Below are 19342 nucleotides of genomic sequence, written 5' to 3'. Positions count from 1 at the left end.
CGCCGCTGCGGGGCCCGCCGGCCCGTCCTAGGGGCGGCGCACGCCCAGGGTGTCGGTGCCGTTGCCGTCCCAGTCCCCGACGTACACCTCGTCGCCCTCGCGGCCGAAGGTGAGGACGTGGTCCGCGTCCCCGCCACGCAGGGAGTTGCTCACGTGGAAGACCCGGCCGCGCTGGATCGTCAGGGTGTCGGTCCCGTTGCCGTCCCAGTCACCCGCCAGGGTGACGTCACCGGCCCGGCCGTAGGTGAACACCGTGTCGGCGTCCCCGCCACGCAGGGAGTTCCGCACGTGGTAGGTGGCGGCCCGACGCACCGCGAGGGTGTCCGTCCCGTTGCCGTCCCAGTCGCCGACGACGACGACGTCGTTCTCGCGGCCGTAGCGGACGACGCGGTCGGCGTCGCCACCGGCGAGCCGGTTCCTCACGTGGTACTCGTTGCCACGGCGGACCGCGAGCGTGTCGCGGCCGTCCCCGTCCCAGTCGCCGACGAGCAGCACGTCGCCCGGGCGCCCGTAGGTGAAGGTGCGGGCGGCGTCCCCGCCGCGGTGGCCGCCGGACACGTGGACGACGTTCCCGCGGCGCACCGCGATGGTGTCCACGCCGTCACCGTCCCAGTCGCCGACGAGGACCTCGTCCCCGGTGCGGCCGTAGCGGAAGACCTCGTCGGTCGTCCCCCTCCAGTCGTTGCTCAGGTGGAACTGCGGGGACCGGCCGCCCGGCGGGACGTCCTCCGGTCGGACGACCATCGCGGCACCCCCGCCCGAGCGCTCGGGCTCGGCGGCCGCCTGCAGCCGGCCGTCGGGCAGGAAGGCGACGCCGGTGACGTTGCCGAGCGTGGCGACCTCCGTGACCGTGTGACCACGCTCCCGCAGGGCGGCCCCGAGCGCGCCGCCGGCGATCCCGGCCTCCGCCTCGCTGGCGGCCCCGTTGCGGCTGGACAGGCGCGGAGCGGCGATCGCCTCAGGCAGGGACATGCCGAGGTCGAGGTGGTTGACCGCCACCTGGAGGACGGTCGTGATGATCGTGGCGCCGCCGGGCGAGCCGAACGCGGCGACCGGGGCGCCGTCGTCGAGCACGATCGTCGGTGCCATGCTGCTGCGTGGCCGCTTGCCGGGTGCCGGCGCGTTGGCCGGGTGGTCCGGGTCGGTCTCGAAGTCGGTGAGCTCGTTGTTGAGCAGGAAGCCGTAGCCGGGCACGGCGATGCCGCTGCCACCGATCTGCTCGATCGTGAACGTGAAGCTCACGACGTTGCCCCACCGGTCGGCGACGGTGAGGTGCGTCGTCGAGCCGTGGCCCTCCTCGGACCCGGCGTCCGCCGCGGGACCCTCGCCGTCGTCGTAGGGCCACGGGTCACCCGCGGGGACGGGCCGGGCCTGCGCCTCCGGGCCGACGAGCTCGCGCCGCTCGTCGGCGAAGCCCTGCGAGAGCAGCCCGGTGAGCGGGACGTCGAGGAAGTCCTCGTCACCGACGTAGGCGTTGCGGTCGGCGAAGGCGAGGGCCGAGGCCTCGGCCACGTGGTGGAGGACCTCCTCCTCGGGCATCCCCCCGAGGTCGAAGCCCTCGAGGATGTTGAGGGCCTCCCCCACCGTCGAGCCACCGCTCGAGGGCGGCGCCATCCCGTAGACCTCCAGGCCGCGGTAGTCCACGACCGTCGGCTCCCGCTCGAGCGCCTCGTAGCCGGCGAGGTCGGCCAGGGTCATCTCCCCGGGCCGCACCGGCCGCTCGGCGCCGTCGGCCAGCGGCGGGGCCGTGTTCGTCTCGACGATCGCCTCGGCGATCTCGCCCGCGTAGAAGACCGACGGGCCGTGCTCGCCGAGCAGGCGGTAGGTGCGGGCGAGGTCCTCGTTGGTGATGACGCTGCCGGCCTGCGGCGCCTCGCCGTCGACGAGGAAGGTCGCGCTGCTCGAGGTGAAGTCGCGGAAGATCTCGAGGTTGTCCTCGGTGCGCGACTCGTACTGGGGGTCGACGACGAAGCCGTCGTCGGCCAGCCGCACGGCCGGGGCGAGGACCTCCTCGAGCGACATCGTGCCGTACTCCGCCAGCGCCAGGTCCCAGCCGGCGACGAGGCCGGGCACCCCCTGGGACAGGCCCGAGACGCGCCGCTCGGCGAAGGGGATGGGCTCGCCGTCCTCGAGGAAGACGTCGGGCTCCATCGCCGCCCACGCCTCCTCGCGGGAGTCGATCGTCGTCACCTCCCCGGTGCCGGCGGAGTACAGGACGAAGAACCCGCCGCCGCCGATGCTCCCGTCGTAGGGACGGGTGACGCCGAGCGCGGCGGAGGCCGCGACGGCGGCGTCGACGGCGTTCCCGCCCTCGCGCAGCACCTCCAGGCCGGCGAGGGAGGCGTACGGGTCGAGGGAGGCGACCGCACCGTCGTAGCCGGTGGCCGTCGCCTCCCTGTCGTGCTCCTGCGGCAGGCCGTGGGCCGCCGGCGCGTAGGCCACCGCCAGCGCCACTCCTGGGAGCAGGGCTGCGGCCGTTCTCCATGGCCGCCGATGTGTCTGGGACATCCTCATCCCCCCGTCGGGATCGCGGACCCGGGACCCTTCCCGCGTGTCCTTTCCGGGGATGCTACTGACGGCCCCGCCCATCGGGAACCCCCCCCCGGGTCGCCACTGTCCGGACGGCTCAGCGGCCGAGGATGAGGCCCGGGCGGGCGGCCCCGAGCACGACGACGAGCTGCGCCACCCCGAAGGCGCCGACGACGACGAGCACGAGACCCCAGGAGAAGGTCCCGCCCACCCAGCCGGCGAGCAGCGGCCCGCACGCGGCGATCGCGTACCCGATGGTCTGCGCCATCGAGGAGAGCTGGGCGGTGTGCCGGGAGTGGGCCGTGCGCAGCCCGAAGAGGCTCAGCGCGAGCACGAGGGAGCTGCCCGTCCCCACGGCAGCCAGTCCCACCCACGCGACGGCGGCCTGCGGCGCGAGCAGCAGCCCGCCCATCGCCGCGACGATGCACAGGCTGATGACGACGCCGAGCGGGCGCAGGTCGGTGCGCCCCCGCATGAGCGTGGCGGCGAGCAGCCCCGCGAGCATCCCGACGAGCTGGAGCACGAACAGGTGCCACCCGGCGGCGCGGGGGTCCACGCCGAGGGAGGTCTCGACCGTGGGGAGCCAGGTGGCCAGGGTGAAGAACGAGGCGGACTGCAGCCCCATGAACGCGCTGACCACCCATGCGCTCGGGCTGCGCCACATCGTCACCGACCGCGGCGCGTCGGTGGCGGCCAGGGCCGGTGCGTCCTCCTCCACCGACCGGGGCGTGCGCACCGCCCGGACGACCCAGAGCAGTGCGACGGGCACGACGACGGCGGCGAGCGCTCCCAGCGGCAGGCGCCACCCGCCGCCCCACGCGTCCGAGACGGGCACGGCGAGCCCGGACGCGGTCGCCGCCGTCGTCGTCATGACCGCGGTGAAGCAGGCCGTGAGGAGCGCGATCCGCCCGGGGTGGTCCCGCTTGATCACCGCCGGGGCGAGCACGTTGCCCGCGGCCGAGGCGATGCCGATGACGGCGGTACCGACCCACAGCGCACCGACGACGGGCACCGACCGCAGGACCACGGCGCCCGCCAGGGCGACGAGGGCGAGCGCGATGACCCGCTCGAGGCCGAAGCGCATCGCCGGTCGGTGGACGAGCGCCGAGCCGACGCCGAACCCGATGACCGGCAGGGAGCCGAGGAGCCCGAGCGCCGTGGGGCCGAGCCCGGTGTCCTCGCCGACCCGCTCGAGGAGCGGGCCGACCGAGGTCACCGGCGCGCGCAGGCACACGGCCAGCAGCAGGACGGCGAGGACCGCCCAGGTCGGACGCCCGGGGCGCCGGGGCCCCAACTCAGGCCTGCTCTGCGGCGTCCACGACGTTGGCGAGCAGCATGGCGCGGGTCATCGGCCCGACCCCGCCCGGGTTGGGCGAGAGCCACCCAGCGACGTCCGCGACGCCGTCGGCGACGTCCCCGCGCAGGCGCGCCCGGCCGGTCTCGGGGTCCTCGACGCGGCTGACGCCGACGTCGAGCACCGCCGCACCGGGGCGGATCATGTCCGCGGTGACGATCCCCGGCACCCCGGCGGCCGCGACGACGACGTCGGCCTGGCGCACGTGCGCGGCGAGGTCGCGGGTGCCGGTGTGGGTGAGGGTGACGGTCGCGTTGACGTCGCGGCGGGTGAGGAGCAGGCCGATGCTGCGCCCCACCGTGGTCCCGCGGCCGACGACGACGACGTGCGCGCCCTCGAGGTCGACGTCGTAGCGGTCGAGCAGCTCGATGACGCCGCGCGGGGTGCACGGCAGCGGGCTGGTCACCGGCTCCTTGACCCGCAGGACGAGGCGCCCGAGGTTCGTCGGGTGCAGGCCGTCGGCGTCCTTGTCCGGGTCGATCCGCTCCAGGACCGCGTTGGTGTCGACACCCGCGGGCAGCGGGAGCTGGACGATGTACCCGGTGCAGGCGGGGTCGGCGTTGAGCCGGTCCACCGCCTCCAGGATCTCCTCCTGGGTGGCCGTGGCGGGCAGGTCGACGCGGATCGACTCGATGCCGACCTCGGCGCAGTCGCGGTGCTTCCCGGCGACGTAGCTGCGCGAGCCGGGGTCGTCGCCGACGAGCACCGTGCCCAGCCCGGGCACGACGCCGCGCTCGCGCAGCGCGGTCACGCGGGTGGCCAGCTCGGACTTGATCTGCGCCGCGGTGGCCTTGCCGTCCAGGACGCGCGCGCTCACTGCTGCAGGCCCTCGTACAGCGGGAACGCGTCGGTCAGCGTCGTGACCCGGGCGTGCAGCGCGGTGACGTCGGCCGCCGTGCCCTCGGTGAGGGCGGTGGCGATGATGTCGGCGACCTCGGTGAACTCTGCGGCGCCGAAGCCGCGGGTGGCCAGGGCCGGGGTGCCGATGCGCAGGCCGGAGGTGACACGCGGCGGCCGCGGGTCGAAGGGCACGGCGTTGCGGTTCACCGTGATGCCGGCCGCGTGGAGGAGGTCCTCGGCCTGCTGGCCGTCGAGCGCGGAGTTGCGCAGGTCGACGAGGACGAGGTGGACGTCGGTGCCGCCGGTGACGACGGAGATGCCGGCCTCGCGGACGGCGGGCTCCATGAGCCGCTCGGCGATGATGCGCGCGCCCTCGAGGGTGCGGCGCTGCCGGTCGGCGAACTCCGCGCCGGCGGCGACCTTGAGCGCCACGGCCTTGGCGGCGATGACGTGCATGAGCGGGCCGCCCTGCTGACCGGGGAAGACCGCGGAGTTGAGCTTCTTGCCCAGCTCCTCGGCGTCGCGGGACAGGATCATGCCCGAGCGGGGGCCGCCGAGGGTCTTGTGGATGGTCGTGGAGACGACGTCCGAGTGCGGCACCGGGTTGGGGTGCAGGCCGGCGGCGACGAGCCCGGCGAAGTGGGCCATGTCGGTCCACAGGTAGGCGCCGACCTCGTCCGCGATGGCCCGGAAGGCCGCGAAGTCGAGGTGACGGGGGTAGGCGGACCAGCCGGCGATGATGACCTTGGGCCGCTCGGCGAGGGCCTGCTCGCGCACCTGGTCCATGTCGATGCGGTGGGTCTGCTCGTCGACGCCGTAGGCGGCGATGTCGTAGAGGCGGCCGGAGAAGTTGATCTTCATGCCGTGGGTGAGGTGGCCACCGTGCGGCAGCGACAGGCCGAGCACCTTGTCACCGGGACGGGCGATGGCGTGGAGCACCGCGGCGTTGGCGGTGGCGCCGGAGTGGGGCTGGACGTTGGCGTACGCGGCGCCGAACAGGGACCGGGCGCGGTCGATGGCGAGGTTCTCGGCGACGTCGACCTGCTCGCAGCCGCCGTAGTAGCGCTTGCCGGGGTAACCCTCGGCGTACTTGTTCGTCAGCACCGACCCCTGCGCCTGCAGGACGGCGCGCGGGACGAAGTTCTCGCTGGCGATCATCTCCAGCGTCTCGCGCTGGCGGGTGAGCTCGCCGTCGAGGACGGCGGCGATCTCGGGGTCGAGCTCGGCGAGGGCCTGGTCGGCGACCGGGCGCGTGTCGGTGGGCTGGCTCATCGTTCCTCCGCATGTCTCACTGGGTGCGCGCCGGAGCGCGCGTTGCCGGTGACCCTCGGCCCAGGCGGGCGACCTGAGGTCTGCGTGGTTCATCGCTCCCCGGTGGTGATCCACCTCTGGCGCCAGTCGCGACAGGAAGACTCTACCCGCTCCGGCTACCCCTGGGGCTCGGCCGGCTCCTCCTCGCCCAGGATGCGGCGCAGGTAGGCGTAGGTGAGGTCACCGGTGTGCTGGTCGTACTGGTGCTCGTAGCCGTGCTTGGCGTACATCGACAGGTTCTGCTTGGAGTCCTGGCCGGTGAAGACCCAGACCTCCCTCGTCTGCTCGGGGAGGTACTCGAGGACCGACATGAGCAGCTGGGTGCCCAGGCCCTGGCCCTGGAGGTCCGGGACGACGGCGAGGCGGCCGAGGTTGGCGCGCTCCCCCTCGAGCTCGACGCGGATCGAGCCGACGAGCCGGGTGCCGATCCACGCCCCGAGCGTGACGACCTCGGGGCGCTCGAGGTCCGCGCGCAGCTCCTCGAGGGTCTGGGTGAGGGCGGGGATGCTGGGGTCGCCGTAGAGCTGGGCCTCGGTGACGAAGGCCGCGCGCCGGACCGTCAGCAGCTCGCCGGCGGCGCCGTCGTCGACCACATCGATGCGAACGTCGTCCATGCCGCCATCCTTGCACCGTCCGTCGTCGTCGGCGTACACGTCCACTCAGCGATCCCCCACCCACCCCTCCCCTCCCTCTCGCCGACAGCCGACTTCTCGCCCACAGCCGACTTCTCGCCGACAGCCGACTTGCCGCCGGGGCTGGGCGCCGAGGGGCTGGGGAACCTCGGCGTCAGCGGAAGATGACGGTGCGGGCGCCGTCGCGCAGGACGCGGTGCTCGGCGTGCCAGCGCACCGCGCGCGCGAGCACCCGACGCTCGACGTCCTCGCCGAGGGCGACCATCTCGCGCTCGTCGTCGCCGTGGTCCACCCGCTCGACGTCCTGCTCGATGATCGGGCCCTCGTCGAGATCCGCCGTCACGTAGTGGGCGGTCGCGCCGATGAGCTTGACGCCCCGGGCGTGGGCCTGGGCGTAGGGGCGGGCGCCCTTGAAGCTCGGCAGGAAGGAGTGGTGGATGTTGATGACGCGCCCCTCCAGGCGGCGGCACAGGTCGTCGGAGAGCACCTGCATGTAGCGGGCGAGGACGACGAGCTCGACGTCCTGCTCCTCGACGAGCCGGAGCAGCTGCGCCTCTGCCTCCGGCTTGGTCGCCGCGGTCACCGGCACGTGGTGGAAGTCGTAGTCGTAGAACCGGGCGAGGTCCTCGAGGACGGTGTGGTTGGAGACCACACCGACGACGTCGATGGGCAGCCGGTCGTTGCGCTGGCGGTAGGCGAGGTCGGCGAGGCAGTGCGCCGCCTTGGACACGAGGATGAGCGTGCGCAGCGGACGGCCGACGACGTCGAGGTGCCAGGTCATGTCGAACTGCCCCGCGAGCTGTCCGAGCGCCTGCTCGAGCTGCTCGCGCGGGGCGGCGGTCTGGACCTGCACCCGCATGAAGAACAGCCCGGTCGAGGGGTCGCCGAACTGCTGGGACTCGGTGATGTTCCCGCCGTGCTCGGCCAGCAGACCGGCCACGGCGCTGACGATGCCGGGCCGGTCGGGGCACGAGAGGGACAGGACGAGGTGGAGGTCGCCGTCGGTGTTCACCCGCCCGAGGCTAGCCGACCGCGTCGGCCGGGCCCGTCACGGTCCGCCTCCGGCTCTGTCAGGGCGAGGTCAGGGTGCTGTCGCTTCCCGCGCCGAAGCGGCGGCGCGGAGACTCGGTGCACGCTCCACCGCGGAGCCGACGCCCAGTGAGAGGAAGCCCGATGAACCACCCGAGCCCTGAGCTGATCCACGCCCTCATGGCCGACCGCCTCGCCGAGGCCGAGCGCGCGCGCCGCGGGCGGTCGGCGGACCGTGCCGCGCCGCCCCGGTGGCGCCGGCACCTCCCGGGGCCCCGCCACGAGCAGCGCTGAGCCCGTGGCGACGGGGAGCCCGGCGGCCGCGGGCGACGCGCGCGCGGTCGCGGCGACCGACAGCACCCGCGCCCTCGCCGACGCCCTCACCCTGCGGCGGACCGTCCACCCGCAGGCCGTGCACCGGGAGGCTGCCCGGGAGCCAGCGAGCTGAGCCACACCTTCACGCACGTGCAGGTCGACGGGCACGTCGTCGTCACCCGCGGCACCATCCTGCGCTGCGCCCTCGCGGCGGCACGTGCCCGGCCCTGACCGCCCCGGGACGTCCGACCGGCCGGTGCGCCGCCCCCACCGGGGATGAAGCCCACCGGGCCACCGTCGTACGCTAGTGACGCCGACAGCGCCCAGGAGCGTGGTGGCGTGGCAGCGGAGAACACAACGAGTGCGTTCGGGGCCTCCCTCTCCGGGCACCGACGTCGCATCGGCCTGTCGCAGGAGGAGCTGGCCGAGCGGGCCGGCCTCAGCGTGGACGGCATCGCCGCCCTGGAGCGGGGACGCCGCACGGCGCCCCGGCCCCTCACCGTCCGTATGCTCGCCGACGCGCTCGACCTCGACGACGCCGCCCGGACCGCTTTCGTCGCCGCGTCCCGGCCGGACGTGGCCGCGGCCGTGCAGGTCCCGCCCCTGCCAACCGGTGAGCTCATCGGCCGGGCCGCCGAGCTGGAGCGCGCCGCCGCCGCGCTGCGCTCCGGCAGCACCCGGTTGCTCACCCTCGCCGGGCCGGGTGGCGTCGGCAAGACGAGCCTGGCGATCACCCTCGCCGCCACCCTGCGCGAGGTGTTCCCCGAGCAGTGCTGGGTCCCCGTGGACGCCGTGCCCGCGGGAGGGGAGGTGACGGCCGCCGCCGGAGCGGCCCTCGGCGTGCTCCGCGCTCCCGGCCTGGAGGAGCGCGAGGCCGTGGCGGCGCATGTCGGCCGCCGACGTCTCCTCCTGGTCATCGACAGCTGCGAGCACGTCGTCGACCGCTGCGCCCGCCTGGTGGAGTGGCTGCTCCAGCGCTGCGAGCAGCTGGCCGTCCTCGCGACCAGCCGAGAGCCGCTCCACCTCCCGGCCGAGATGGTCCACCGGGTGCCTCCGCTGGCGCTCCCGGTGGCCGGTGCCGATGCCGAGCGGACGCTGGACGCACCGGCCGTCCGGCTCTTCCTCGCCAGGGCGGCCTACCCGGTACCCGGGGGGCGGCTGGCCGAGGTCGGCGCGCTGTGCCGACGCCTCGACGGCCTGCCCCTGGCGATCGAGCTCGCCGCCGCCCGCACGAGCGTGCTCACCGTGCGGCAGATCGGGGCGGAGCTCGACCGGTCCGCCGCGATCCTCGCCCGCGCCGGCGCGACCGGCCCCCGGCGCCAGCTCGGGCTGGAGTCGGCCATCGCCTGGAGCCACGACCTGCTCACCCCGGAGGAGCAGCGCTTCCTCGCCTCCGTGTCGGTCTTCCGCGGCGGCTGGACGCTCGCGAGCGCCGAGGCGGTCACCGGGCACCGGGAGCGGGCCCGTGTGCTCGACCTGACCTCCCGCCTCGTGGACAAGTCACTCGTCGTGGTCCGCCACGAGGGTGACGAGGCGCGATACGACATGCTCGCGGTCGTCCGCGAGTTCGCGGCCCGCCGGCTGGAGGACTCGGGCGAGCGGGCCGCGGCCGAGCAGCGCTTCGTCGCCCATCTCGCGCAGCTCGCCGATCGTGCCGAGGCAGAGCTGCGCAGGGAGGGGCAGGCACGGTGGCTGGGGCTGCTCGACTCCGAGCTGGACAACGTCCGGGCCGCCATGGCCGTGGCCACCGAGCGTGCCTGGTCAGGGGCAGCGCTGCGGATCTCCGGCGGGCTCGCGCGGTACTTCTACCTCCGCGGCCGGTACACCGAGGGGCGGCGCTGGCTCGACGCCGCCCTGGACCTGGACGGCGACCACGCGGACCTGCCTGACCGTGTCCGCACGCGGGCGCTCGCCGCCTCGGGCTACCTCGCCTTCCTCCAGTGCGAGTACCCGGCCGCCGAGCAGCGCCTGGGTCTGGCCCTCGCGCAGTGCCACGCCTCCGGTGACCGGTCCGGTGCGGCGCTCGTGCTCCGCTCGCTGGGTAGCGTCGCCCGGGAACGCGCCGACTACGAGAGGGCCGAGACTCTCCACCGGGAGGGGCTGGCGCTCTCGCGAGCGGACGACGACGCCAGCGGTGTCGCCTGGGCCGAGCACCACCTGGGCTTCGTCGCGTGGCTCCGCGGTGACCTCTCGGCCGCTGCGCGCCACGCCCGGGCCGCCCAGCAGACCTTCAGCCGGGTGGGGGACGAGGAGGGCGTCGTCTGGACGCTCATCGGGCTCGGCGTCATCGCCCGCCACCGAGGCGACCTCCCCGGTGCGGACCGCTTGCTGCTCGAGGCCAGGGACCGTTCCCGCGGCCTCGCCTTCCGGGAGGGGGTCGCCTGGTCCCTCAACCAGCTGGGAGTCCTCGCCACCGTGCTCGGGCAGCTCGAGCGTGCGGTCCACGAGCTCGAGCAGAGCCTGTCCGAGCACCACGAGCTCGGTGACCGCTGGCGCACCGCCAGCGTTCTCGAAGCCCTGGCCACCGTCCTCCACCACCGCGGCCGGGACCGCGGCGCCGCCTTCCTCCTCGGCGCCGCGGAGGAGCTGAGGTCGGCCATCGGCGCGCCCGTACCGCTGTGCGAGCGCCCGGACCGGGACCGCACCGTGGCGGCGGTGACCGCCCGACTCGGTCCGGGCGGGCTCGCGGCCGCCTGGGCCGCAGGGGGCCGCGCTCCCCTCCACTCCGTGGTGGCCGGGGACCTGCCACCCGAGGACTGACCCGCCCTCGTCAGGACGACGTCAGGGTGACGTCCGTGGTCGACCCCACCACCCCGCGCCGACACTGGGAGTGGTGCGGCACCCGGCCGTGCCGCGGCCGCGCTGAGCGGCCGACCGACGACGGGAGGTCCCATGGCCCTGCAGGACGCGGGGGTGATTGCCGGGTCGGTGTCGACCACGCTCTTCGTGGTGAGCTACCTGCCCATGCTCGTCAAGGCGGCCCGGACGAAGGACCTGCGGTCCTACAGCCCGGGCAACCTCGTCGTCGCCAACGTCGGCAACCTCGTCCACACCGTGTACGTCGCGAGCCTGCCCCCGGGGCCGCTGTGGCTCCTCCACGGCTTCTACCTCGCCAGCAGCGCGCTCATGCTCGTGTGGTGGTGGCGCTTCCGCCCGGACGAGGGCCTCCCGCCGGGCGACGGCCGGCCGGGCGAGGACGCCGCCGACGACGACGTCCCCGCCCTGGAGCTGGCCGGTCAGCCGATCGGCTGACCCGTCCGCCGACGGGCCGCGAGGACCGACCCGGCGAGGAGCAGGAGGAGCGCGACCACGACGGGCACGGCGAGGTCGGCACCGGTGTGGGGCAGCTTCCCGCCCGGGCGGCCGGCGTCGTCATCCGGGCCACTGCCGTCGCTCGGGGTGGGTGACGGGTCGGTGGGCGTCGGGTCGGTGGGCGTCGGCGTGGGCTCCACCTGGGCCTGGGCCTCGACGAGCACGGCCACCGTGCGCGCCGGGACCGTCACCGTCCCGGTGTCCGCGTCCCACGCGGTTCCCCGCACGACATCGTCCGCGCCGTCCTGCTGCACCGGCGAGAGCGCGAGGTCCCGTCCGGCGAAGCCGTCCACCTGCTCGGTGATGGCGTCAGGGGACGCGTTGAACACCGCGAGCACGCCGTCGAGGGCGGGGTCGACGTCCTGCTCCCCGGCGGTGTCGTCCACCGCCATGACGAGCAGGCCCGGCGTGGCGTCCGGTCCCGAGCCGGGGAAGGTCACCTTCTCGTGGATGAGCTCGGCCGAGCCGAGGCGGAAGAGCTCGGTGGAGAACCGCAGCTCGAGGAGGTCCTGCGCCATCGCGGCGGAGTGCTCGATGTCCGCAGGCTCCGGCCGCAGACCGGGGTTCTCGAGCAGCGGCGCCATGACCTCCCACGCCCCGCTGTTGTCCTCGGCAGGCGGGAGCCCGACACCGAAGGTGTTCGACCGCATCGACCAGTCGAGGCGGTTGAAGTGGTCACCGGAGTTGTAGCTGTTGCGGTCCAGCGACTTCGACCGGAGCAGGTCGGTGCCCGCGTGCCAGAACGACGGCGTCTGGGACAGCGCCGTCGTCGCCAGCGACAGCGTGTTCATCCGCACCCGGTCCTCCATCGCGGTGTCGACCGGCAGCTTGAGGACGAGGTTGTCGAACAGCGTCTCGTTGTCGTGCGCGTCGACGTACGTGACGACCTCGTCCGGCTGCGTGGCATACCCGGCGGGCTGCCCGTTGTAGTCGATCTCGGCGCCTGTCTGCTCCTCACCGGCGAAGGTGAGGAAGGAGAAGTCGGCGAGGTTGCCGGCCAGCCCGAGCCGCACGAGGTCGGTCTGGTGGGCGAGCCGGGCCGCCTGCTCCTCCGGCGTCCCCTCGGCGACGGCGTTGGGGTCGGTGAAGGACCCCGAGCCGAAGCCCTGGACCGTGCGCTGGTCCTCGTCGAAGGGACCACCGCCGCGGACGGCGTCGCGCAGCCGGTCGGAGAAGGTGCCGATGCCGGTGCCGTCGAGCTGGCCCTGCGTCGCCTGGTGGAAGCGCGCGTTGTCCGCGACCTCCCCGAAGTTCCAGCCCTCGCCGTAGACGTAGACGGACTCACCGTCCACGCCGTCGTCCTCGAGGGTGAGGGCGTCCAGCGCCTCCCGCACGGCGACCATGTTGTCGCGCGAGTGGTGGCCCATGAGGTCGAACCGGAAGCCGTCCACCCCGTAGTCGGTCGCCCAGGTGAGGACGGAGTCGACCATGAGCTTCTCGGCCATCTCGTGCTCGGTGGCGACGTTCTGGCAGCAGGTCGAGGTCTCGACGCTGCCCGTGGCACTGAGCCGGTGGTAGTAGCCGGGGACCACCCTGTCGAGGACCGACCTGTCGTCCTGCCCCGAGGCGCTCGTGTGGTTGTACACCTTGTCGAGGACCACCTGCAGGCCGGCGTCGTGCAGGCCGCCCACCATGGTGCGGAACTCCGCGGTGCGGCTGCCGCCGTCACGCTCGACGGCGTAGGACCCCTCGGGCGTCGAGAAGTGCCACGGGTCGTAACCCCAGTTGAAGCCGTCGAGGTCCCGGGTGGCGCTCACGACGGCCTGCTGCTCCTCCGAGGCCGGGCCGGCGTCGGGCACCTCGGGATCGGTGCGGGCGGCCGGGTCCTCCTCGATCGTCGCGATGTCGAAGGTCGGCAGGAGGTGGACGGTGTTCATGCCCGCGTCGGCGAGCGTGCGCAGGTGACGCATCCCGTCGCTGTCCTCCTGCGCGAAGGCGAGGTAGGTGCCGCGCAGCTCCTCCGGGACGGTCTCGTCGCTGATCGAGAAGTCGCGCACGTGCAGCTCGTAGATCGTCCGGTCCACCGGTCGCTCGACGACGGGACGCGGGGTGTCGGTCCACAGCCCCGGCGCCCAGCGCGGGTCGTCGAGGTCGACGAGCACCGAGTGCGTGGAGTTCTCGGTGAGCCCGACGGCGTAGGGGTCGGTGACGTCGTTCGTCACGACCTCGTCCACGCTCGGAGCGTAGACGGTGACGCCGAAGCGGTAGGCCGCGTCCTCCCAGCCGGGCTCCCCCTCGACGGTCCACGTGCCGTCGTCCTGCCGGTCCATGTCGACCGTCTCCGGCGCACCGCCGAGCCCGCCCGGCCACAGCTGCAGGTCGACGTCGGTGGCGGTCGGGGCCCACAGCGCGAGGGACGGCGTGCCGTCCTCGGCCCAGTCCACCCCGAGCACGCGGTCCGCGGCGTCCTCCGCGTAGAGGTCGTCGAGGACACCGGGGACCTGGACGCCGGTGAAGGCGCTGGCCACCGCGCCGTCCGTCTGCAGGACCTGCACCTGGCCGGTGAGGACCTCCTCGACCTGCGCACTGCTCAGGCCCTCCACGCGCAGGGCGAGGTGGTCGGCGAGGTGCGGGAAGCGCCCGGCGAGCGCCTCGGGCAGCCCCTCCCCCACGAGGGTGAGCGCCGTCGAGCCGTCCGCGCCGTGGACCTCGCCGTCGCGGACCTCCATGCCCCCCGCGGCGGCGTGGTGGAGGGACCACTCGAGGTCGCTCACCTCCGTCCCGGCGGGCAGCAGCGACGTCGGCCAGGCGATGGTCGTCTCGTCGAGCCAGTGGGCGGCGAGCTGACCGGTGCCCGCGAGCGGCGGGTCGGTCACCTCGACGGTGAGGACGTGGCTGGCGAGGTCGTAGCTGAAGGAGACGAGCTTGCCGGCCGTGGCGCTGAAGCTGATGTTGGCACCGTCGCGGACGCCGTCGGCGCCGTAGTTCTCGTCCCAGCTGCGGCCGTGGGCCACCTTGACCTCGTAGCTGCCCGTCGCGAGCGCCGTCGTCGACCACTCGTAGGTGCCGTCGCCGTCGGGGTCGGTCATCCACGTGGCCATGCAGTCGGGCTGCCAGTCCCCCGGGCAGCCGACCTGGCTCTGGAAGCTGCCGGGCAGGGTGATGACGGGCCCCTCGGCGGTGTTGGCGAACCGGTGGGTCACCGGGTCGTAGAAGAAGGTGATCGTCCCGCCCTCGTGGGTGTAGGCGACGTTGTCACCGCCGGGCACACCACCCGCGCCGTAGTTGACGTCCCAGCTGCCACCGACGGCGACCTTGTACTCGTAGCTGCCGGCCGGCAGGTCGAAGGTGGCGGAGTAGACGCCGTCCGCGCCGAGGGTGAGGGCGGCCGCCTGGCAGTCCGGCTGCCAGTCACCCGGGCACCCCATGGCGGCGTTGTGGCTGCCGGGCACGGTGACGAGGTCCCCTCCCGGCTGCTCCGGAGCGCTGCCGTCGACGGCCTGGCCGACCGAGCCGACGGTCGAGGCCGCGGCGCGGTGCCCGGCGGCATCGACCGACACCGCGCGGTACTCGACGAGCGTGCCGGTCGGCAGGCCGGAGACGTCGTGGAAGACGCGCGGCGCGTCACCCTCGGCGGTGCCGAGCGGCGTCCACTCCTCGCTGCCGACGAGCCGGTAGGCGAAGGAGGTCTCGGTCCACACGTCGTCGGCGACGTCCGCCGAGACCGGGGCGACGCCGTCGAGGCGCCCGCCCTGCGCGGGGCCGAGCGTCATGGTGCCCGGATCCTCGGGCGCACCGACGGTCCGGTCGGCGACGAGCACGACGGCGTCGAGGCCCGGGACGGTGAGCGTGACCCGCCCGGACGCGTCCGCCGTCACGGACGTCGCGTCACCGTGCAGGGACGTGTAGGTGGCACCGGGGGTGAGGGTGGTGAAGGTGGCGGTGGCGGCGGTGGTCGTGTTGTTGAGCGCGACGACGTGCTCCACCCGCTCCTCGCGGTCGACGCGGGCGAAGGCGTAGACGCCCGCGCCGTCGTCGGCGTGGAGCTCGACCTGCGCGCCCGTCGCGAGCGCCGGGGTGCTCGACCGCAGCCCGGCGAGCTCGGCGATGTGCGTGTAGAGGGGCGCGTCGGTGGCGTAGTGGTCCTGGGCGCCGATCGGGTCGCCGTCGAGCGTCGCCTCGTCCTGGTACTGCCGTACCTCGCTGGCGAAGAGCGACTGGCGGGCGTCCTTGTCCCCGCCCTGCCCGACGAAGCCCTGCTCGTCGCCGTAGTAGACGACCGGCTGGCCACGGGTGAGGTACATGAGGGAGTGGGCGAGCACCGAGCGGTCGAGCTCGTCGCCGGCGCCCTGGAGGAAGTAGCCCACCCGGCCCATGTCGTGGTTGCCGAGGAAGGTCGGCAGGTCGTGGGCGCTCGTCGTCGGCGTCGTGTAGTAGGCGTCCGCGGCGAAGAGGCCGGACAGGCCCGCGGCGGTGAAGCCCTTGGCGTAGTTGACGGCGGCGGACTGGTAGGCGAAGTCGAGCACGCCGTTCATGTCGGTGTTGCGCACGTACGGGGACAGGAGGCGGGCGTCGGCGTCGTAGACCTCGCCGAACATGAAGAACTCCTCGTTGCCCTGGGCGCGGGCGTGGTCGAGGACCTCGGTGGTCCACTCCTCCCAGAACTCGATGTTGACGTGCTTGGCGGTGTCGATGCGGAAGCCGTCGATGCCGAGGTCGATCCAGTCCTGGTAGACCTCGACGAAGCCGTCGACGACGGTCGGGTGCTCGGTCATGAGGTCGTCCAGGCCGTCGAAGTCGCCGTAGGTGACCGACTCGCCCTCCCAGGTCGAGTTGCCCCGGTTGTGGTAGAGCGTGACGTCGTTGAGCCACCCGGGGACCTTGACGTCCTCCATCCCCTCGTCCACCACGGGGGTGTACGGGAAGGAGGTCTCGGCGTCGAGCTCCGGGAAGGTGCCGGTGCCGGCGTGGTCCCCGGGGTCGAAGGTGGCGCCCTCCGCGTCACGGTAGGGGGAGGTGGCCATGTCGATGTAGGAGTACGCGCCCTCCGCGTAGTCGATGACGTCGGCGGTGTGGTTGGTGATGATGTCGAAGTAGACCTTGATCCCGCGGTCGTGGGCGTCGTCGATGAGCGCCTCGAGCTCGTCGTTGGTCCCCAGGTGCGGGTCGATCTGGGTGAAGTCGGTGATCCAGTAGCCGTGGTAGCCGGCCGAGGCGTCGGCGCCCTCACCCTGGACGGGCCGGTTCTTGAACGACGGCGTGAGCCAGATCGCCGTCGTGCCGAGCCCCTCGATGTAGTCGAGCCGCTCGTGCAGGCCGGCGATGTCACCGCCGTGGTAGAAGCCCTTGTCCGTCGGGTCGAAGCCGTGGTCGAGGCGGCCGCCGTCGATCCCGCCGGTGTTGTTCGCCGCGTCGCCGTCGGCGAAGCGGTCAGTCATGACGAAGTAGAACTGCTCGTCCGCGCCGGGCTGGCGGACCGGCTCGGCGACGAGAGCGGCGTCCGCGTCGGTGTAGCCCTCCTCGAGGCCGAGGACCTCGAGGGCGAGGAGCCCGTCGGCGTGGTCGAAGGTGAAGCGGACGTCGGCCGCGCCGGCGAGGTGGAGGGCGTAGTTCTCCTCCCCGCCTCCGACGCCGTAGGCCTCGTCCCACGTGCCGCCGACGGCGACCTTGTACTCCCAGCTGCCGGCCGGGACGGTGAGCTCGGCGGCGTAGACGCCCTCGGTGCCGGTGGGCGCCAGGGCGGTGCCGGTGCAGTCCGGGGCCCAGTCGGCGGGGCAGCCGAGCTCGGACTGGAGGTTGCCGGCGAGGACGACGACGGCGTCGTCGGCAGCGGCAGGAAGGGTGGAGGCGACCGCTACGAGCCCCGAGGCCAGGAGGCTCGCGGTGGCGAGCGTGGCGACGGCGGCGCGCGGGCGCGCAGATCTCGCGGACATGGGACTCCCTCGTCTCCGGATGGTGTCGGCAGCGTAGACCCGCCTGCAAGCCGGTGCAAGGCTTGCAGTACGTTTCACGGCGCGCCAAAAACCCGCCGACGACAGAGAACCGCCCCACCACCGACAGCCGACCGACCTACCGCCGACAGCCGACTTACCGACGACGGTCGACTTACCGATGGGAGGTCTCAGCCGAAGAGGCCGCCCAGCCCGCCGCCGCTGCTCTTCGTGCGGTTCTCCTGGTGACCACCGCTCACGACGGTCTCGCTCGGCTGGACGACGACGTAACCCCGGCCACCGAAAGCGATCTGGAAGGTCTCGCCCGTCCCGCCCCTGACGAGCGAGGACAGACCGCCGGTGTCGACCCGGATGTCGGCGCTCACGCCTGCCGTCCACAGGACCACGGCTTGCGCGTCGGCGAAGGTCGGTGCGCTCGCGACGTCGAGCGCCACCGGCTCACCCTGCGTAGTGACCGCGACGTACCCGGTGCCGCGAAGCGAGACGTTGTACAGGCCGCCGGTCATCGCGGCTCCGCGGGCCTGGAGGCGGTGGATGTCCCACTCGATCGAGGAGGAGAACGCGAGGACGCTAGCTCCGTTGACCGACACCATGTCGTTCTCGAGGTAGAAGACCTGGACGTCTGCGGCACCGTCGGCGACGAAGAGCTCGCCCTGACCCGTGCACTCCATCATGCTCACCCCCTCGCCGGTCACCGCCGACTTGACGATGCGCCCGAGCCCGCCGGACCCCTTGTTCTGGAAGTGGACGTCCCCCTGGTAAGCGATCATCGAGCCCGACTTGGCCCAGACCGGCCCGTAACCCATTTGGATCTTGAGCAGCTTCTTGTTCTGCAGGACGAAGGGCTCCCGGGCGGCAGTCTCCTGGAAGTCGCTGAACAGAGTTCCGTGGATGGGCATGGTGCTCTCCTTCGCGCACATGGGTTGCAGCCGCAGCGTAGTGGCTGACGACGTCGGGAAACGCACTCTCGGCGACAACTCGACCCTCGGCGACAACTCGACCCTCGGCGGGAACTCGACCCTCGGCGACAACTCGACTCTCGGCGGGAACTCGACTCTCGGCGGGAGGGGGAGGAGAGAACCTGGGGACATGCCGAGGGCCGGGAGGGGTGTCCCTCCCGGCCCTCGGTCAGTGTGCTCAGATGAGGCCGAGCTCCTGGACGGCGTCCCGCTCGCCGACGAGCTCGGCGACGGAGGCGTCGATCCGCTGGCGCGAGAAGCCACCGATCTCCAGGCCCTGCACGATCTCCCAGCGCCCGTCCACGGAGCGCACCGGGAAGGAGGAGATGATGCCCTCGGGCACGCCGTAGGAGCCGTCGGACGGGATCGCCGCGGAGGTCCAGGACGACCCCGTGCCGTTGACCCAGTCGTGGACGTGGTCGATGGCCGCGTTGGCTGCCGAGGCGGCCGACGACGCACCGCGCGCGTCGATGATCGCCGCACCGCGCTTGGCGACGGTCGGGATGAACTCCCCGTCCAGCCAGGCCTCGTCCACGAGCTCGGTGGCCGGACGGCCGCCGATCGTCGCGTGGAAGACGTCCGGGTACTGGGTGGCGGAGTGGTTGCCCCAGATCGTGAGGTTCTCGATCTCACTCACCGGGGTGCCGGTCTTCCGCGCGAGCTGGCTCAGCGCCCGGTTGTGGTCCAGGCGCGTCATCGCGGTGAAGCGCTCGGCCGGGACGTCCGGGGCGTGGCGCTGGGCGATGAGCGCGTTGGTGTTGGCGGGGTTGCCGACGACGAGCACCCGGATGTCCGAGGCCGCGTTGTCGTTGATCGCCCTGCCCTGCGGGCCGAAGATGCCGCCGTTGGCCTCGAGGAGGTCACCGCGCTCCATGCCGGCCGTGCGGGGACGCGCCCCGACGAGCAGCCCGACGTTCGCGCCGTCGAAGGCGGCGTTCGCGTCGTCGAAGATGTCGATGCCCGCGAGGAGCGGGAAGGCGCAGTCGTCGAGCTCCATCGCGGTGCCCTCGGCGGCCTTGACGCCCTGGGGGATCTCGAGCAGACGCAGCCGGACCGGGGTGTCCGGCCCGAGCAGCTGGCCCGAGGCGATGCGGAAAAGCAGGGCGTAGCCGATCTGGCCGGCGGCCCCCGTGACGGTGACGTTGACGGGCTGGTTCATGAGCGTTGTCT

Annotated in this window: 12 protein-coding genes, 2 pseudogenes and 1 riboswitch; of the genes and pseudogenes, 5 read left to right on the top strand and 9 right to left on the bottom strand. The window is 73.3% G+C overall.

The annotated features are described in order from the left end of the window. Window positions 1-27: 27 nt before the first annotated feature. The 6 genes from ggt to purU form a co-directional block, all read right to left on the bottom strand. Window positions 28-2514: a gamma-glutamyltransferase gene (gene ggt, locus GD632_RS01420; RefSeq protein ID WP_452176632.1), complete on the bottom strand. Its 2487-nt coding sequence runs from the start codon at window positions 2512-2514 to the stop codon at window positions 28-30. A 112-nt stretch (window positions 2515-2626) separates the two neighbouring features. After that, window positions 2627-3823, bottom strand: coding sequence for an MFS transporter (locus GD632_RS01415; protein WP_152187881.1), 1197 nt, complete (start codon window positions 3821-3823; stop codon window positions 2627-2629). Window position 3824: 1 nt separating this feature from the next. After that, on the bottom strand, window positions 3825-4700 hold the full coding sequence (locus GD632_RS01410) for a bifunctional methylenetetrahydrofolate dehydrogenase/methenyltetrahydrofolate cyclohydrolase (protein WP_152187879.1): 876 nt from the start codon (window positions 4698-4700) through the stop codon (window positions 3825-3827). Then, window positions 4697-5995 carry a serine hydroxymethyltransferase gene (gene glyA / locus GD632_RS01405; RefSeq protein ID WP_152187877.1) on the bottom strand — a complete coding sequence of 433 codons (1299 nt, stop codon included), beginning with the start codon at window positions 5993-5995 and terminating at the stop codon, window positions 4697-4699. Before glyA ends, GD632_RS01410 begins: the two co-directional genes overlap by 4 nt. 51 nt (window positions 5996-6046) lie before the next feature. Then, window positions 6047-6135, bottom strand: a riboswitch (ZMP/ZTP riboswitch). Window positions 6136-6150: 15 nt separating this feature from the next. Then, window positions 6151-6648 carry a GNAT family N-acetyltransferase gene (locus GD632_RS01400; RefSeq protein WP_152187875.1) on the bottom strand — a complete coding sequence of 166 codons (498 nt, stop codon included), beginning with the start codon at window positions 6646-6648 and terminating at the stop codon, window positions 6151-6153. Window positions 6649-6820: 172 nt separating this feature from the next. Continuing rightward, window positions 6821-7678, bottom strand: a complete 858-nt coding sequence (gene purU / locus GD632_RS01395) for a formyltetrahydrofolate deformylase (RefSeq protein WP_152187873.1) — start codon at window positions 7676-7678, stop codon at window positions 6821-6823. A 161-nt stretch (window positions 7679-7839) separates the two neighbouring features. Here purU and GD632_RS15845 point away from each other — a divergent pair, with 161 nt between their 5' ends. The 4 genes and pseudogenes from GD632_RS15845 (at window position 7840) to GD632_RS01385 (ending at window position 11262) form a co-directional block, all read left to right on the top strand. After that, a complete protein-coding gene (locus tag GD632_RS15845; protein ID WP_193311288.1) occupies window positions 7840-7989 on the top strand; it encodes a hypothetical protein in 150 nt (49 codons plus the stop codon). 4 nt (window positions 7990-7993) lie between these two features. Continuing rightward, window positions 7994-8143 carry a hypothetical protein gene (locus GD632_RS15840; protein ID WP_193311287.1) on the top strand — a complete coding sequence of 50 codons (150 nt, stop codon included), beginning with the start codon at window positions 7994-7996 and terminating at the stop codon, window positions 8141-8143. 143 nt (window positions 8144-8286) lie between these two features. Further along, window positions 8287-8550 (top strand): annotated as a pseudogene (locus GD632_RS16515) (helix-turn-helix domain-containing protein); the annotation flags it as partial. A 2352-nt stretch (window positions 8551-10902) separates the two neighbouring features. Next, window positions 10903-11262, top strand: a complete 360-nt coding sequence (locus GD632_RS01385; RefSeq protein ID WP_226924397.1) for a hypothetical protein — start codon at window positions 10903-10905, stop codon at window positions 11260-11262. On the opposite strand, the gene pulA is transcribed toward GD632_RS01385, so the two are convergent. Together pulA and GD632_RS01375 are read right to left on the bottom strand one after the other, a co-directional pair. After that, window positions 11247-17195, bottom strand: coding sequence for a pullulanase-type alpha-1,6-glucosidase (gene pulA / locus GD632_RS01380; RefSeq protein WP_152187869.1), 5949 nt, complete (start codon window positions 17193-17195; stop codon window positions 11247-11249). The two genes, GD632_RS01385 and pulA, sit on opposite strands and share 16 nt — an antisense overlap. A 188-nt stretch (window positions 17196-17383) precedes the next feature. Next, window positions 17384-18112 (bottom strand): AIM24 family protein, encoded by a 729-nt coding sequence (locus GD632_RS01375; protein ID WP_152187866.1) that lies wholly within the window; start codon window positions 18110-18112, stop codon window positions 17384-17386. On the opposite strand from GD632_RS01375, the pseudogene GD632_RS16470 reads away from it, so the two are divergent. Beyond that, window positions 18105-18266, top strand: a pseudogene (locus GD632_RS16470) (hypothetical protein); the annotation flags it as partial. The gene GD632_RS01375 and the pseudogene GD632_RS16470 overlap by 8 nt on opposite strands. An 84-nt stretch (window positions 18267-18350) precedes the next feature. Here GD632_RS16470 and GD632_RS01365 read toward each other — a convergent pair. Then, a complete protein-coding gene (locus GD632_RS01365; protein ID WP_152187864.1) occupies window positions 18351-19331 on the bottom strand; it encodes a malate dehydrogenase in 981 nt (326 codons plus the stop codon). Window positions 19332-19342 lie beyond the last annotated feature (11 nt).

It is taken from the genome of Georgenia satyanarayanai (assembly GCF_009193135.1).
In the GTDB taxonomy this organism is placed as follows: Bacteria; Actinomycetota; Actinomycetes; order Actinomycetales; family Actinomycetaceae; genus Oceanitalea; species Oceanitalea satyanarayanai.
The sequence above is the reverse complement of the archived record's forward strand: the minus strand, read 5'-3'. Positions and strand labels throughout refer to the sequence as shown.

Bases quoted from the DNA above. Each gene is read 5' to 3' on its own strand.
- glyA (WP_152187877.1), bottom strand. From the start codon at position 5,995: ATGAGCCAGCCCACCGACACGCGCCCGGTCGCCGACCAGGCCCTCGCC.
- GD632_RS15845 (WP_193311288.1), top strand. From the start codon at position 7,840: ATGAACCACCCGAGCCCTGAGCTGATCCACGCCCTCATGGCCGACCGC.
- pulA (WP_152187869.1), bottom strand. From the start codon at position 17,195: ATGTCCGCGAGATCTGCGCGCCCGCGCGCCGCCGTCGCCACGCTCGCC.
- GD632_RS01385 (WP_226924397.1), top strand. From the start codon at position 10,903: ATGGCCCTGCAGGACGCGGGGGTGATTGCCGGGTCGGTGTCGACCACG.
- ggt (WP_452176632.1), bottom strand. From the start codon at position 2,514: ATGAGGATGTCCCAGACACATCGGCGGCCATGGAGAACGGCCGCAGCC.
- GD632_RS01365 (WP_152187864.1), bottom strand. From the start codon at position 19,331: ATGAACCAGCCCGTCAACGTCACCGTCACGGGGGCCGCCGGCCAGATC.
- GD632_RS01400 (WP_152187875.1), bottom strand. From the start codon at position 6,648: ATGGACGACGTTCGCATCGATGTGGTCGACGACGGCGCCGCCGGCGAG.
- GD632_RS01375 (WP_152187866.1), bottom strand. From the start codon at position 18,112: ATGCCCATCCACGGAACTCTGTTCAGCGACTTCCAGGAGACTGCCGCC.